The sequence below is a fragment of the Rivularia sp. PCC 7116 genome, assembly GCF_000316665.1.
Lineage (GTDB): Bacteria > Cyanobacteriota > Cyanobacteriia > Cyanobacteriales > Nostocaceae > Rivularia.
The window spans coordinates 4,354,692-4,370,786 of sequence record NC_019678.1; the positions used below are offsets into that span (position 1 = coordinate 4,354,692).

Consider the following 16,095-nt stretch of genomic DNA (forward strand, 5'->3'; position numbering starts at 1 on the left):
CCTTCCATCTAATTAAACGCTTAATTGTAGCCAAAAAATTAGTTTACCGCGCTACTAAGCATTTGTGTTTATTTGAAATGACTGTCTTCAGTTTTACTCAAAAATACAGTTCATCAATAGCAATTATCTTGTTGAGAAAAATTCCGGTTACTCAATCTAGATCCGAGAAAAATATGACAGATTGTTTCTAAACGTATAGTTTTGTACGTTTGGTAAGCAAATATGTCAATTCTTATCTTTTCTTGCATTTCCCGGTTTAAGAACAAACTCTTAAGCAAATCTATCTATAGAGGGAAATTGCTGTTAAAGGCTTTATATGAATGCCGCTTCTAAGCATTTTTGCTGCATTCAATTTAAATGGCGATAAAAGCTCAAAATCAATCGCCACAAATATTTCGTGTAAATATTTCGCGTAAATCCAATCCATCCCAGCACAGTAAAAGGCGAAGAGAGGCTATATAAATAATGTTAAGTTTATCAGTTAATAATTCTCCAAGAACCCAGCAGTTAAATGATGAAGCAGGCTGGAAAGTTATAGAAACAAATTTTAAGAAGAGCGAATTACATCATAAAGAAACAGTTTTTACCCTTGGTAACGGCTATTTGGGAGTACGGGGTAGTTTTGAAGAGGGCTACATTCACGAACATGCTGGAACAATTATCAATGGAATTTACGATGATGTGGCTATAGCAGCTACGGAAATCGTCAATTGCCCCAATTGGCTGCCCTTGACTATCAAAGTAGCTGGGGAAACTTTTCGGATGGATAGCGGCGAGATACTTGAATACAAGCGTCAATTAGATATGCGTTTGGGTATTTTAAGCCGTGATGTTCGTTGGAAGTCTCCTGCGGGACATACTTTAGATTTGCATTTTGAGCGCTTTGTTTCCTTAGCTAGCCAACATTTTTTAGCGATTCATTGTGAAATTACTTCCCATGATTATGCTGGTGAAGTTGAAGTCACTGCTGGTTTTGAAGCTGAACCCCATACCCTAGGGATCGAACATTGGCAGACTGTTAAAGAAGGTGGTACGGATAAAATCATTTGGCTGCATAGTAAAACTTTGCACTCAGGAATTGAACTGGGTATGGCTGCAAAGTTGAAGTTAGAAAATGAAGCCGATAGCTTTGCCCGTGAATTTGAATGCAGCGCCGAACTCACAAAATGCTTTGATATAAAACCGGGAGAAACGAAAACCGTAGAAAAGATTGTCACGGTTTACACTTCCCGAGAAACATCTACCCCCGCAGAAATCGCTTTAATTGATTTGGTGGAAGCACCCAGCTATAGCACTCTGCTCGCAACTCATATTGCAGCATGGGAAAGAGTATGGCTAGATAGCGATGTGATTATTGAAGGTGACGAAAAAGCACAACAAAGCGTCCGTTACAACATCTTTCAAATCTTGGCGGCAACACCCCGTCACGACGATAAAGTCAGTATTCCTCCTAAAACTCTTTCTGGTTTTGAATATCGCGGGCATATTTTTTGGGATACAGAAATCTTTATTCTTCCCTTACTTACCTTTACCCAGCCAGCATTAGCTCGCAATCTCTTAAATTACCGCTACCACACTCTACCGGGAGCAAGACGCAAAGCCCAGGAACTTGGCTATAAGGGAGCAATGTTTGCTTGGGAAAGTGCCACCACCGGGGACGAAGTAACTCCTAAATGGGTTCCCGATCCCAACGGTAAATTAGTCCGTATTTGGTGCGGGGATCTTGAAATTCACATCAATGCAGATATTGCCTATGCCAGTTGGAACTATTGGCAGAATACCGGCGACAACCAATGGATGTGCGATTATGGTGCAGAAATGATTTTAGATACTGCTAATTTCTGGGAAAGTCGAGTTTCCTGGAACGAGCAGCGTCAAAGTTACGATATTCTTAATGTTATTGGCCCTGATGAAAACCACGAGCAGGTTGATAACAATGCCTTTACTAATTTAATGGTGCAGTGGCATCTAAATACTGTTGCGAAATTGTGGGAATGGTTGACAAAGAATCATCCCGAAAAAGCCACTCAGTTGGCAGTGAAGCTAAATATCAATCCCCAAAAGCTAGAAAACTTTGCTTTTATTGGCAATAATATCTATTTAAATCAAGATTCTGAAACGGGTTTAATCGAACAATTTGACGGCTTCTACGATTTAGAATACGTCAACTTTGATGATTACGAGCCGCGTAGTAAATCGATGCAGGGTATTTTGGGAGTTGAAGAAACCCAAGCCAGACAGATACTCAAGCAACCGGATGTGTTGATGCTGTTCTACATGATGCGCGATCGCTTCGATTTAGAAACGATGACAGCAAACTGGGATTATTATACACTCCGTACCGACCACGTTTATGGTTCTTCTTTAGGTCCGGCAATCAATGCCATCATTGCTTGCGACCTCAATCAGACCGGTGAAGCATACACTCATTTCATGCGTGCTGCACTGGTAGATTTAGACAACGTTCGCAGCAATGCCAATCAGGGAATTCACGCAGCGAGTGCGGGTGGAGTCTGGCAAGCATTAGTCTTTGGATTTGCAGGAATAAGAATTTCAGAAAATGGAATTATCACCGCTCATCCCAATCTTCCTTCCCACTGGAAGCGTTTGAAATTCCGCTTGCAATGGCAAGATCGATGGTATCAAGTTGATTTAAATGCTGATGGGGGAGACGAAAACAAGGAAGTTGAAATTATTCCAACTCCCACTCCGATAATTTCTACCTCCTCCCAAACTTTCACATCTGAATCTTCCCCTGGCATCGAAGGAATTATCTTTGACTTAGACGGAGTAATTACCGATACTTCCGAATTTCATTACTTAGCTTGGAAAAAGCTGGCAGATGAAGAAGGAATTCCCTTCGATAGAGAAGCTAACGAAGCCTTGAGAGGTATACCCCGCAGAGAATCCTTGATGGGTATTTTAAATGGTCGTCCTGCGACTGAAGAACAAATTCAGGACATGATGGAGCGTAAAAATAATTACTACATCGAACTGATGCAAAGTATTACTCCTAAAGATTTGCTTCCCGGCGCGGCTGAATTATTAGAAGAATTGCAAGCAGCAGGAATTAAGATAGCTTTGGGTTCTTCTAGTAAAAATGCTCGTACTGTAATTGAACGCTTGGGAATCGCAGATAAATTTGTGGCGATCGCCGACGGTTACAGCGTCACTAAATCCAAGCCAGCACCGGATTTATTCCTTTTCGCAGCCGAAAAGCTAGGAGTAACACCTCAAAACTGTATCGTCGTTGAAGATGCGACAGCAGGAATAGAAGCAGGGCTTGCTGCCGGGATGAAAGTTGTAGGATTAGGACCAAAAGAGCGAGTAGGTAAAGCTCACGTTGTATTACCAAGTTTAGAACGAGTTACTTGGAAAGATTTGCAACAGCATCTAGCTAATTACAAACAGCAGGTTGAGCAAATAAAAGCCAAAATTTGATAATTGGTAATTGGGAATTGGTAATTGGGCATTGGGAGTTATTTCAATTCTCTATGCCCCTTATTTTTGCTAAGTAAGTATCTTCATTTTTGTTAAGTTAAACACATTGAAAGTCTAATAATAATTAGTTAGACTTTGCACATCACATTATTGGAATTCAAGGATGTTTCTGTAAGTAGTTTTACCAAACGGAAACACCTTTTTTTATTTAATTAAAATTTTTAAAACTTACTTTAATCTCGTTACAAGGCAGAGCTTTATAACGCAGTTTCTGGAGTCTCTGGCTCCAGCTTAAACCCAAGGCTCTGCCTTGGGCGATGCATTTCCAACTTGAAGACTGGGAACGAATAAATACTAATCCCAATTCAATACTACTCGGTTAAGCCGCTAAACTCGTTTTCATATTCCCCAACCCCTTAAAAAGGGGGCTTTTATTCCCTCCTTTTCAAGGAGGGTTAGGGAGGATCTCCTCTTAACCGAGCAGTATTGATTCCCAATTACCTTTTTCCAAAGAATAATCCATAAGAAAAAAGGCATAATATTGGATTCTGATAATCCATTATGCCTTTACCGTGTGAGTGAGAAGAAAATTTGGACACAGTTTGAAACGAAATATTTTGTGTCCCATATTTGCGGCTACTAATGAAGTAGCAAAACCTGTAAAAAAATCTAATCTTGACTAATTCAATTAAATATTGGAATTCGCTTTTCAAAACAATACATCTACTTTCGTCGCGGAATAAAAACCAGCGTTCAAGAGATAATTTGTATTGCACTTTTTAGGAATTTAGGTAAAAGGTTGCAGATTAAATTGACTCAACAAAACTTGAAAGTTAAATATATTCGCGACTTATATAATCTACAATTTGCAAGTTTTAATCCCTTGACTAGAATAGAATCTCATAAGTCCCGACAACTTTTAGAATTGCAAGTATAAAAAAGTTCTTCCTGAGAATAATTGAAGTGGCAATTTTTTATTTTAGGGCGTGTCAAACTTTCAGCTATTTTGAACGTAATAGTAAGTCTTTGCCCGTGTTGTGATAATCTCGCAAGTCCGACTATCGATATCAGAAGAAAGTTAATTGTCCTTATCTTCTAAACCTCTGTTTATTTTGATTAAATAGAGGCGCGGCAGCGCCGCACCTCTAGTTAAACTAACTCAAATTAGAACTTGAATGTAGTACGTACTGTACCAACAAACACGGTGTCTCTAGAGTTGTCATGCTCGGGGTTGAAGATAGCTAAGATACCAGGTGTAACGGTAATTCTGTCGTTAACCTTCATCTTGTAAAGACCTTCTAAGTGGTAGGAGGTACCACCATCTTCGTTAGCAGTAATGGTGTTGTCAGTAACTTTAGGAGGCTGACCGAAGATAATACCCAAAGTATTACCTCTTGCGCCAACATCTTTGATACCTAAAGTTGCAGCCCAGTAGTTGATATCTGCGCTATCGTTGCTACCTTGTGCATCAACGTCAGCCATACCATACCAAGCAGCAAGAGTCGCCTTCTTGTTTAGCTTGTAGCTAGCTTGTACGCTGTAGATGTCAGCGTTACCAGCAGCACCACTGAAAGGCTTGTCAGCGTTTGAGCTACCAGTACTTCCGGTGAATCCACTACCGCCAGCACGGTAAGCTCTAGCGTAAGCTACACCTAAGTTGAGCTTTTTGCTAGGCTTGAATTCAACTTGACCGAAGAAGGTATTGTCGCCATTGAAAATACCAGTGCTGGTATCGTCAGAGTTGTTGGAAACATAACCAGCAGCTAAACCGAATTTGGACTTCTTGTCACCGTATTTAGCGGTAACAGCACCTTGTCCGTTAGCTACACGGTAGATGGGGTTGAAACGACCGTAACGAGAGATAGCACCAGAACCGCTGCTCTTTAATACAGGGTTGAAAGTGTTTACGTTACCTTGCATTTCAGCACCAATAGCGTCAATTTTAACGCTGAGCTTCTTGCTAGGTTTGAAGGTGTAGTTCAACTCGTCGATTTCAACGTCGTTTCCGTTGTCACCATCAAAACCTAAGCGGGTCATGTTGCCACCGGCTTTGATTTTGGGGGTGTTGCGAGCTTGCAAGCGAAGAGACAACTTGTCCTTACCGGTGAAGCTGCTTGTAATACCCAAGCGAACGCGGTTGGTAAGAATAGGATCGAAGCTGTCTCCAGCGTTTGTATCTTCACCACCGAAAACATCGGATACTGCGAAGATTGCTTCACCTTTCAACTTAGCGGTTTTAGAGAACTTGTTAGCTCCTTCCAACTCTGCAACACGGTAGTCTAAACCATCAACCTTACCGCGTAGAGTAGCTAATTCCGCTCCGAACTCTTCACGTAGCTTGTTAACAGCAGCCATATCTGTAGTAGATGTGCTGGTGTTGCCGCTAGCAGCGATTAACTGAGTAATGCGATCCAAGCAACCGTTTAAAAGAGCTGCGAACTCGTAACGAGTCATGGAACGGTTACCTCTGTAGGTTCCGTCAGGATAACCAGCTACACAACCGTAACGCTCAACTAAGGACTTAACAGATTGAAAAGCCCAGTGAGAAGGCTGAATATCAGATAAGCTATCAACGGAAGTTACCTGAGCTAACTCATCAACGGAGGTCATTTTCTGCTCAGCAGCAAAAGCACCGTTAGAAACGAAAAATGTAGCAGCTAAAACAACTGGACTTAGCTTCAAAACGTTTAGCAAAAGCTTCGCCATTTCTAATTGTCTCCTCACACTATTGGAATTTAGGAAGTTTTCCGTTTGTAGGCAGATATCTCACAAGCGGGAATATAGCCTCAGCAATTAGTCAAAGAAGTTTCGCACAATTGCTTTTTCCCGTTCATTTAAGACCACTGCCTTATAAAGACATTGGGTTGAACTTATAGAGATTGGTAAATGCTTACTTACTCCGAACGCAATTTGATAAGCGCTCTCTTCTTACTTCTGTTGACGATTACTGACGCAACAACGCTTGCCTAATACAGTATTCACCTCTAATCATTTCGGACTCCTTTCCTCTCCGATTGCATAATAAAACCGTCTTTCCTACGCTTATGCAGAGTCGTTCGCTTTTCAAGGATTTACTGCTTATCATCAGGCATCTTCGTTGAATTCCTTCCTTGAGTTATCTGTACTAAATCTATCAGAGAGTATCCGGTTTTAGGTGTATATTTGAGAACATCAAAGCAAATAAATCAATTTTTTTTATTATTTTGTTGTGCTTTATTATGATTGTATTTTACTTATTATATTTACCTGAAAATTTAGGTATTTACACTTTTGTAAACAGTTACTTATGGATAAGTATTTATGTATTAAGTAGTGTCAAGTCTTACAATATATACCTTCCACGAATTTAAGTAGCTTAAAAACTATATTTCATAATATAGATATAGACATTTAAATATTACAATAATAATATATTTAGATATTTTTACTACTATTTAAAGCTTTTTGTAATTAGCAATATCTATTTTTAAAACAAATATTAAATTAAGTAATTAATCCCGGAGAATAAATGATTATTGTGCTGATTAAATATACCTGTTTTTCAATTTATAGGACTTACACAACCGGCAAATTTTCCTTGTAGGGTGCTGTGACTTTGACTAATTTTCAACGGAGTAATAAGTTTTGTAGTGTCACGCACCAACCGAGTATTGTGACAATTACGTAAGTCCTGAATTTATTGAAAAGTTATTTAATTAACTAAAAGTAATTTTAAAGTTTTAACTTGTAGTGAGAGCATCTTGCGTAGCCAATAGTTCGTATCCGCTTGTGATTAAAATAGTATGTTCGTAGTTGCGCTTGAGTGCCCCTTTTAGAAAACGCTTATCTCAACTTGATATCAAATACTTACAGCATATTTCATTTTTGTGAGGTACATGATAACGGGCAGAGATGCCCGTACCACAAGAGTTTTATCAAGTTTTTCTGTACCTAGGTTACTTGCAAGGTGCTGTATATTACATAATATCTTTCCGCACAAATCACCATACATTTTGCCCCAAATTTATAAACCCGGTTTCTTCCTGGTTCGCTACACGACGGAAATTCATGCTTTTACGAAAAGAAACCGGGTTTATTTACGCTATTTGAAAATGCTGCAAGAAGTTAGTTAATTATCAATAACTAACTTCTTGTAATCATTTAATCTATTCCGAATACTCTTCCATCGAAGGACAAGAACAAATCAAATTCCTGTCGCCGAAAGCAGCATCAATGCGCCCTACAGCAACCCAAAATTTATGTTCTCGCGTCCAAGGTGCTGGATATGCAGCTTGTTCGCGGGTGTAAGGATGATTCCATTCACCTACAATTAAACTTTGGGCGGTATGAGGTGCATTTTTCAAAACATTGTCTTGAGCATCTACCTTACCGGCTTCGATTTGTGCGACTTCTTCGCGAATAGAAACCATCGCATCGCAGAATCTATCTAATTCCTCAAGAGATTCGCTTTCGGTAGGTTCTACCATTACGGTACCTGCTACGGGCCACGATACTGTAGGTGCATGGAAACCGTAATCCATCAAGCGCTTGGCAATATCATCAATTTCGATATTCGCCGATTTCTTCAAGGAACGTAAATCCAAGATGCATTCGTGAGCTACCAAGCCATTTTTACCTGCATATAAAACGGGATAGTGTTTTTCTAACCTTTTCGCCATATAGTTAGCATTCAAAATAGCTACCTTGGTGGCTTCAGTTAAACCATCTGCTCCCATCATGGCGATATACATCCAGGAAATCACCAAAATGCTAGCGCTACCCCAAGGCGCGGCAGAAACCGAACCATCCGAGGAAGCGGTTACGGGATTTCCGGGAAGGAAAGGTACTAAATGAGCGGCTACGCCAATTGGTCCCATGCCGGGACCACCACCACCGTGGGGAATACAGAAAGTTTTGTGCAAATTCAGGTGACATACGTCTGCACCAAAATCACCGGGGCGACAGATACCAACTTGGGCGTTCATATTGGCACCGTCCATGTAAACTTGTCCACCATGGGTATGAACAATTTCACAAATTTCTTTGATGCCTTCTTCAAATACGCCGTGAGTTGAAGGGTATGTCACCATCAAAGCAGCTAGCTCATTTGCGTGTTTCTGCGCCTTTTCTTTCAGGTCTTGGATATCAATGTTACCTTCGGAGTCGCAAGCCACAGCCACAACTTTCATACCGCACATTACCGCACTCGCCGGGTTTGTACCGTGAGCGGAGGTGGGGATTAAGCAGATATTACGATGTTTTTCTCCACGGCTTTCGTGATATCTCCTAATCGATAACAGCCCTGCATATTCGCCTTGAGAACCAGCATTAGGCTGTAGCGAAATTCCCGCAAAACCTGTTATTTCACCCAACCATTTTTCAAGTTGTTCAAATAACAGCGAATAACCCCGCACTTGCGATAAAGGAGCAAACGGGTGAATTTTTCCAAACTCAGCCCAGCTTACGGGTACCATTTCGGCGGTAGCATTGAGCTTCATAGTACAAGAACCCAAAGGAATCATCGAAGTAGTTAACGATAAATCCTTCACTTCTAGTTGATGCAGATAGCGTAATAATTCCGTTTCCGAATGGTAGCGGTTGAATGTTGGGTGAGTTAGAAATTCGGATTTGCGAGGAAGAAGAAGAGAGGGGGAGAGGGTGAGAGGGGGAGAGGGGGGAAGGTTTTCTAGGTTGAAAATTTCTAGTAAATCTTCTACATCTGCCTCCGTGATGGTTTCATCTAAGGAAATTCCCACAGAATTATCATCGAAAATGCGGAGGTTGATTTTCTTTGCTTGGCAACGTTGTAAAATCTCTTCTTTACTAGAGCTTCCCAAATTTACTTGCAGCGTATCGAAGAAATATTCATTTTCAATGCTGTAACCAAGCTGCTTGAGTCCTTGAGCTAACTTCGTAGTTAAAGAATGAATCTTCTTAGCAATGTTTTTGATTCCTTCAGGACCATGATAAACCGCATACATACTTGCCATAACCGCCAACAATACTTGTGCCGTACAAATATTGCTAGTTGCTTTTTCGCGACGGATATGTTGCTCGCGGGTTTGCAAAGCCAAACGCAAAGCGGGTTTACCTTGAATATCCTTCGATAAACCAACAATTCTCCCTGGAACCTGACGCTTATACTTTTCCTTCGTTGCGAAATACGCCGCATGGGGTCCCCCAAACCCCAACGGAATACCAAAGCGTTGAGTGCTTCCGACAGCTATATCAGCACCAAATTCTCCTGGTGGTGTTAATAAAGTTAAACTCAGAGGATCGGCGGCTACCGTTACCAAAGCCCCCGATTCGTGAGCTTTAGCTATGAAATCACGGTAATCATAAATCTCGCCGTTTGTTGCAGGATACTGAACAATGGCCCCAAAAATGGGCTGAGAAAAATCAAAAGTTTCGTGGTTTCCGACAAAAATTTGAATCCCCAAAGGTTCTGCCCGTGTCTGCAACACGGCGATTGTTTGAGGATGGCATTCTTGAGAAACGAAGAAAGTGTTGGCTTTATTTTTGCAAACACCGTAGCTCATGCTCATTGCTTCTGCTGCTGCGGTAGCTTCATCAAGCAGCGAAGCATTAGCAATTTCCAAACCTGTTAAATCGGTAATCAAAGTTTGAAAATTCAACAAAGCCTCAAGTCTTCCTTGAGCTATTTCCGGCTGATAAGGGGTATAAGCAGTATACCAACCAGGGTTTTCCAAAATATTTCTTTGAATTACCCCTGGAATAATACTGTCGTAATACCCCATGCCGATAAACGAGCGAAAAACTTGATTTTTGGAGGCAATTTCTTTGAGCGTTTCTAATGCAGCATATTCGCTTTGCGCTTCTGGCAGCTTTAAACTACCTTCAGTGCGAATAGTTTGGGGAACTGCTCGATCAATTAATTGTTCTAGATTATCAAAGCCTAAAACAGAAAGCATTTGCGCCACATCATCAGAACTTGGTCCGATATGTCTTTGTGCAAAAGAAGTCACGGTTTGACTTTCTTTTGAGAGCGCTTGCTCATCCGACGACGAGTTACGAGGGGCATAAATTACCACTAACTAATTATTCTCCACACGTTACTACTTAATATTTTGCAACAATAACGTCGATAGTGGTTAGTTGTTAGTAGTTAGTTGTTAAGTGACACACCTACACCGCTCTTAAGAGTCGGCGTAGGCTTCTCGGCGACTCCTCTATGAGAACATTTACCGAGCTTTTAAGCCCTACGCCCTAGGGACTTTTAGAAATAATTTGTTCTTTTTTTTTGTAGGCTGCATTTCTGCATTTAATTGAGTTACACCTACATTTTTGATTTTACCATGAATTTGGTTCGTAATTCATCCCAACACCTCCCTTGCCGGTAGGTGTGGGACTTCTTCCGATTTAATGTTAAAAGGAGTTAGGAGTTAAAAGTTAGGAGTGAGGAGTTAAAAATTAGGAGTATTAATTAAACCTTTAACCTCCTACCTTTGACCTCTTACCTCATTCCTATTCCCCTTCAACCTTGGCGCTATATTCTTTCGCGCTCATTGCGTCATCAATATCGCCCTTGTTTTCGACTTTGACTTTAATTAACCATCCTTTGCCATAAGGTTCATCAGCCAAATTTTCAGGAGAATCAACCATTGCATCATTACATTCGGTAACGGTACCAGTTACCGGAGCATTCAAGTCTTCTACAGCTTTCACCGATTCAACCGTACCGAAACTTTCTCCCTTAGTTATAGTGTCACCAACTCCTGGCAATTCCAAAAATACGATATCTCCCAACTGATCGATAGCGAAAGCACTAATACCAATTGTGGCGCTATCACCTTCAAGACGCACGTATTCGTGACTATCTAAGTACTTTAAATCATCTGGATATTCAAAAGCCATATTCTTCTCCCAGGTTATTAATTTTTAATTATTCGGTATTTAGGTCAAAGGTTAAAGGTTAAAGGGTAGAGGTTAAAGGTTAAAGGTTAAATAACTCCTAACTTTGTTGTCCAATGTCCCATGCCCCATTACCAATTACCAATTACCAATTACCAATTACCAATTACCAATTACCAATTTTCACTTACTAACGCGACTTGTTGACTTATAAAACGGGCGCTTCACGACAGTTGTGGGATAGGTTTTACCGCGAATTTCCACTTCTAATTGATTATCAACTTTTGCTAGATCTGCGGGTACGTATGCTAAAGCAATGGGATAACCAAGTGTCGGTGATAATGTACCGCTAGTAATTTCTCCGACTTTTTTGCCTGCGGATAATAATGGGTAGCCGTGACGGGCAATATTGCGTCCTTGCATTTGCAAACGTACTAATTTACGTTGAACCCCGTCGGCTTTTTGTCGTTCTAATACTTCACGTCCGATAAAATCGCCTTTGGTATCTAAGTGAACCAACCACCCCAAATTAGCTTCTAAAGGAGTGGTGGTATCATCAATATCCTGTCCGTAAAGCGCCATAGCGGCTTCTAACCTCAAGGTGTCTCTCGCACCTAATCCGCAAGGAACTACACCAGCTTCAATTAGTTTCTGCCAAAGCTCTATTCCTACACTTGGTTCCACCATGACTTCAAAACCGTCTTCTCCGGTGTAACCAGTACGAGCCAGAAAAGCAGATTTACCAAGTACTGTTGCATCTAAATGACCGTATGCTTTAACAGATGTTAAATCTTCTTCCACAAATTGTTGCAGAATTTCAGTGGCTTTTGGTCCTTGAACCGCCAATAAAACCTTTTGTGTAGATAAATCTTGAAATTCTATCTCACCAGTATCCAGGTGTTCGAGCAACCATGCTTTATCTTTAGCCGTAGTTGCGGCATTAACGATGATAATTCCTTTTTGTAAACCAGTGTTATCTTCGCCTTGATAATAAAAAATTATGTCATCAATAATCCCGCCTTCAGAGTTCAGTAAAACACTGTATTGAGCTTGATTTGGCTGCAAACGGCTTAAATCCGAAGGAACCAGACGCTGAAGTTGAGAAACTAAATTTTTTCCCTGTAAAGTAAACTTACCCATATGGGAAATATCGAACATCCCAGCATTACTTCTGACAGCCTCATGTTCTTTACTAATACCAGAAAACTGTACCGGCATTTCCCAACCGCCAAAACTGGTTAGCCGCGCTTTTAAATCTTGTACAGCCGTAAATAAAGGCGTTCGTGCCAAAGCCAAAGCTATTTCTTCTTTATTAGCCACAAACAAATAAAGATTTTCCTACTCAACAACATATTTAAATATCCTACCGGAACCGCGCACAGTGCCCCTAATTTTTAACGCAACTTGCTACAACCGGGGGAACCCCGGCAAGCAGTGGCTCAATTATGGGTATGTAGTGCGCTCTTAGTTCAACGTGTTTCTGGTTGGTACGTAATGATAACCGTGCAATGGGATGTAAATCCACCACAACCAATGCCACACGGGGAGGGAATAGGAATTGATGTAGGGTTAACATCAATGATTGCAACATAAGCGTGGACTTTTATTCAAGCGTCCGAGGTTTTTTGTTGACTCAGAACGCAAGCTTAAATTGCTGCAACAACGTGTTCATAAATGTGATAATTGCGGCTATCAAACTGATAGAGATGTTGCAGCCGCGCAAGTAGTTCTTCTTCGTGGACTTGCAGCCGTAGGGCATACGGTCAAGATGCTTAGTGAGGGTAAACACATTGGTGTCCCTGCGAACTAAGAATCCCCTTCCATAAATTGAACGGGAGTGTCAAGACTAATTGGTAATTGGAAGAATTAGGAGTTATAAGTTCGGAGCTTAGGTGTTCAAAGTTTAAATTCTCGTTGCTCGTCACAAGTGTCTGAGTTGTAATGCATTCATGAAGGCTCTGCCTTCAGTTTCAGTATAGTAGAGTAGTCAGAGCCTATATGATATCGGTTCCCAGCCAGAGACTGGGAAGCAGTGAATCTCCCCATCTCCTCCTCTCCCCATCCTCTTCGTTGCCAAGTATGCTTAAATGTGGATGTGTTGAGTTTTATTAAGTAGAAATTAGAGATAAGTTATGAAATTTTGGCAAGTGTTAACTGGCTTTGTTTTAGCTATCGTGGTGCTTTTATACCCTTTGTCGGCAGAGGCTGCAAGTTCTTCTAGTATTTCCCGTGCGGCTGGAAATGAACTATCTGGTAAAGATTTATCCGGTCAAAGTTTAGTAGGAGAAGAGTACGCTACTTTGAGTTTGGAAGATACTAATTTTAGCAATGCTGATATGCGCGGCGCTGTTTTTAACGGTTCATTATTAGAAAACTCAAATTTGCACGGTGTTGATTTCACCGATGGCATAGCTTATTTATCAAACTTTAAGGATTCCGATTTAAGTGATGCAATTTTTACTAATGCAATGATGTTACGTACTATTTTTCGTAATGTTGATGTCACGGGTGCCGATTTTAGCGGTGCAATTTTAGACCGTGTTGAAGTGAAAAAACTTTGCGAAACCGCAAGTGGAGTTAATTCCAAAACTGGCGTATCAACTCGCGCTTCTTTGGAATGTAAGTAAGTATTTGGTAATGGGTAATTGGTAATGGGGCATGGGGAAAAAGTTAGGAGTTAGAAGTTAGGAGTTATTAAAACTTTAACCTTTAACCTTTATTTCTCAAATTACCAATGCCCAATACCCAATGCCCAATACCCAATGCCCAATGCCCTATTCTCTATTCCCAATTACAATTACTGAGCCTTCTTCTCTTCAGCTTTTTTATACTTACCGGGATATTTACGGCTGAAGTAATCTTCCATAACTTGTTTTACCATTGGTGCGGCGACTGCACCTCCACCACCTCCGGAGTGTTCTGCGAATGCTAATATGACAACTTCAGGTTTGTCTACAGGTGCGTATGCGCCGAACCAAGCATGATTTGCTTTGACGCGGTTGGGTTTCCAGGCTTCGGCTGTTCCGGTTTTTCCTGCGACTGGAGGAAGTGTTGGCGAGTTCATTAACTTAGCCGTACCATCTGTAATTACTTCTCGCAATCCTCTTTGAATCATTTTTGTGGTTGAAGGCTTCATCCCAATGTTTTCCCGCCACTTCTTTTTCTCTTCGTTGTCTTTAAGAACGTGGGGTTTGACTAAGTAACCGTTGTTTGCTGGAATGGCGAACATTCTTGCTACTTGTAAAGGTGTAGCTAGTAATGCTCCTTGCCCGATGGACATATTCACTGAATCCCCTACTGTCCAATCGCGTTTCCACAATTTTCGTTGATAAGCGTTATCTGGTACAAATCCTCTTGATTCGCTGAATGAAAATTCCGAACCTGTTTGCGAACCGAATCCAAATTTTTTGGTCCATTTGATTAATTGCTCGCCGCCGATTCTGGCACCTACTTGATAAAAGAATGTGTCGCTACTCCAAGCTAAAGCTCCTGAAAAATTTAAGGGACCAAATCCAGCATGGTTCCATTCGTTAAAACGGTGTCCGCCAAAAATTCTATAACCGTAGGTTTGCAGTACCGTATTTGGAGAAAATTTACCCGATTCTAAACCTGCTGCTATAGTCACTACTTTAAAAGTACTTGCAGGAGGATAAGCTCTAAAGGCACGATTTAGCATGGGATGCTGTTTTCCTAAGAGTATCGCTTCTAACTCTTTGGGTTTAGGATTTTGTTTGGAAAATACGTTGGGGTCAAATGCTGGATAAGACACCATTGCTAATATGCCGCCGTTGTTGGGATCGAGAGCGACAATTGTACCGGTACGTCCCTGCAAAGCTTTATAGGCGGCTTTTTGCAAATCTAGGTCTATAGTCAATGAGATATCTTGTCCGGGTTTTGCTTGTTTTACTCCCAATACTTTGAGGGGACGACCTTTACCGTCAACTTCTACCTGTTGACCGCCCCATTCTCCTCGTAAAGTAGTTTCAAATGCTCTTTCTACACCCATCTGTCCGATTACGTCTCCGAGACGGTAGCCGTCTTTCTTTTTCTTTGCCAACTGCTCTGCGGTCAGTTCGCGAGTGTAGCCGAGTACGTGAGCTAGTTGTGCGCCGTGAGGATAGTAACGAACAGCTTCTCTATTAATTTCTACACCTGGTAAATCGCTTTCGTATTCTTGTAAAGCTGTAATTTGCTGAATATTGATATCGCGAGCAATTCTTACTAATGAAGAAGAATTGGGGCCAGCTTCTTCTAATTGTTTTTTAATTTCTTGTTGGGGAATACCGAGAATTTCAGATAAACGCGAACCCACTGTTTCCCATGACTCTTTCTCGTGTGCCATAGGCCACAAATACACGGAGTGAGGATAGCGAGTGGTGGCTAAAAGTTTACCGTTTCTATCAAAAACATTACCTCGTTCGGGCTGACGCAAAATCAAACGAACGCGGTTATCTTCGGCTCGCTTACTAAAGTTTTCTCCTTTAACTACTTGTAAATATGCCAATCGACTTAATATTCCCGTAGTTAGGAATAAGGTAAATAATATTAAAAATATAGATTGAGGACCTTTTCCTACGGTACGCGCATCTTTTTTATTGCCGATTGATGGTAATTGTAATAAGCTCATAAAACTAAAAATATAGAGAAAATAGCATTATCTGTATACGATTGTGTCCCCGTAAAAACCGGGGGAGAACTATTAAATAGTTGAAATATTTTATGATGTTTTAGTGTATTTTTAGCTACTTTATGCTAAACAGTAAATGACCATATATATTTTAGATTTTAGATTTAAAATCTGAG

At 40.8% G+C, this 16,095-nt stretch carries 8 protein-coding genes; 3 read left to right on the forward strand and 5 right to left on the reverse strand.

The window, feature by feature from the left end:
• Window positions 1–465 precede the first annotated feature (465 nt).
• Window positions 466–3,441 carry a beta-phosphoglucomutase gene (gene pgmB, locus RIV7116_RS16950; RefSeq protein ID WP_015119527.1) on the forward strand — a complete coding sequence of 992 codons (2,976 nt, stop codon included), beginning with the start codon at window positions 466–468 and terminating at the stop codon, window positions 3,439–3,441.
• A 1,164-nt stretch (window positions 3,442–4,605) separates the two neighbouring features.
• On the opposite strand, the gene RIV7116_RS16955 is transcribed toward pgmB, so the two are convergent.
• The 4 genes from RIV7116_RS16955 to gcvT all read right to left on the reverse strand — a co-directional run bounded on the left by RIV7116_RS16955 (window position 4,606) and on the right by gcvT (window position 12,612).
• Window positions 4,606–6,147 carry an iron uptake porin gene (locus RIV7116_RS16955; protein ID WP_015119528.1) on the reverse strand — a complete coding sequence of 514 codons (1,542 nt, stop codon included), beginning with the start codon at window positions 6,145–6,147 and terminating at the stop codon, window positions 4,606–4,608.
• A gap of 1,439 nt (window positions 6,148–7,586) precedes the next feature.
• Entirely contained in the window at window positions 7,587–10,472 is a 2,886-nt protein-coding gene (gene gcvP / locus RIV7116_RS16960) for an aminomethyl-transferring glycine dehydrogenase (RefSeq protein WP_015119530.1), read from the reverse strand.
• Window positions 10,473–10,905: 433 nt separating this feature from the next.
• Entirely contained in the window at window positions 10,906–11,295 is a 390-nt protein-coding gene (gene gcvH, locus RIV7116_RS16965; RefSeq protein WP_015119531.1) for a glycine cleavage system protein GcvH, read from the reverse strand.
• A gap of 180 nt (window positions 11,296–11,475) precedes the next feature.
• Window positions 11,476–12,612: a glycine cleavage system aminomethyltransferase GcvT gene (gene gcvT, locus RIV7116_RS16970; protein ID WP_015119532.1), complete on the reverse strand. Its 1,137-nt coding sequence runs from the start codon at window positions 12,610–12,612 to the stop codon at window positions 11,476–11,478.
• A 114-nt stretch (window positions 12,613–12,726) separates the two neighbouring features.
• On the opposite strand from gcvT, the gene RIV7116_RS37020 reads away from it, so the two are divergent.
• On the forward strand, window positions 12,727–12,885 hold the full coding sequence (locus RIV7116_RS37020; RefSeq protein ID WP_232435707.1) for a hypothetical protein: 159 nt from the start codon (window positions 12,727–12,729) through the stop codon (window positions 12,883–12,885).
• A gap of 539 nt (window positions 12,886–13,424) precedes the next feature.
• Window positions 13,425–13,919 (forward strand): pentapeptide repeat-containing protein, encoded by a 495-nt coding sequence (locus RIV7116_RS16985; protein ID WP_015119533.1) that lies wholly within the window; start codon window positions 13,425–13,427, stop codon window positions 13,917–13,919.
• Between the two features lie 170 nt (window positions 13,920–14,089).
• Here RIV7116_RS16985 and mrdA read toward each other — a convergent pair whose 3' ends face one another.
• Window positions 14,090–15,919: a penicillin-binding protein 2 gene (gene mrdA / locus RIV7116_RS16990; RefSeq protein WP_015119534.1), complete on the reverse strand. Its 1,830-nt coding sequence runs from the start codon at window positions 15,917–15,919 to the stop codon at window positions 14,090–14,092.
• Between the last annotated feature and the right edge of the window lie 176 nt (window positions 15,920–16,095).

Bases quoted from the DNA above. Each gene is read 5' to 3' on its own strand.
- RIV7116_RS16955 (WP_015119528.1), bottom strand. From the start codon at position 6,147: ATGGCGAAGCTTTTGCTAAACGTTTTGAAGCTAAGTCCAGTTGTTTTA.
- gcvH (WP_015119531.1), bottom strand. From the start codon at position 11,295: ATGGCTTTTGAATATCCAGATGATTTAAAGTACTTAGATAGTCACGAA.
- RIV7116_RS16985 (WP_015119533.1), top strand. From the start codon at position 13,425: ATGAAATTTTGGCAAGTGTTAACTGGCTTTGTTTTAGCTATCGTGGTG.
- mrdA (WP_015119534.1), bottom strand. From the start codon at position 15,919: ATGAGCTTATTACAATTACCATCAATCGGCAATAAAAAAGATGCGCGT.
- pgmB (WP_015119527.1), top strand. From the start codon at position 466: ATGTTAAGTTTATCAGTTAATAATTCTCCAAGAACCCAGCAGTTAAAT.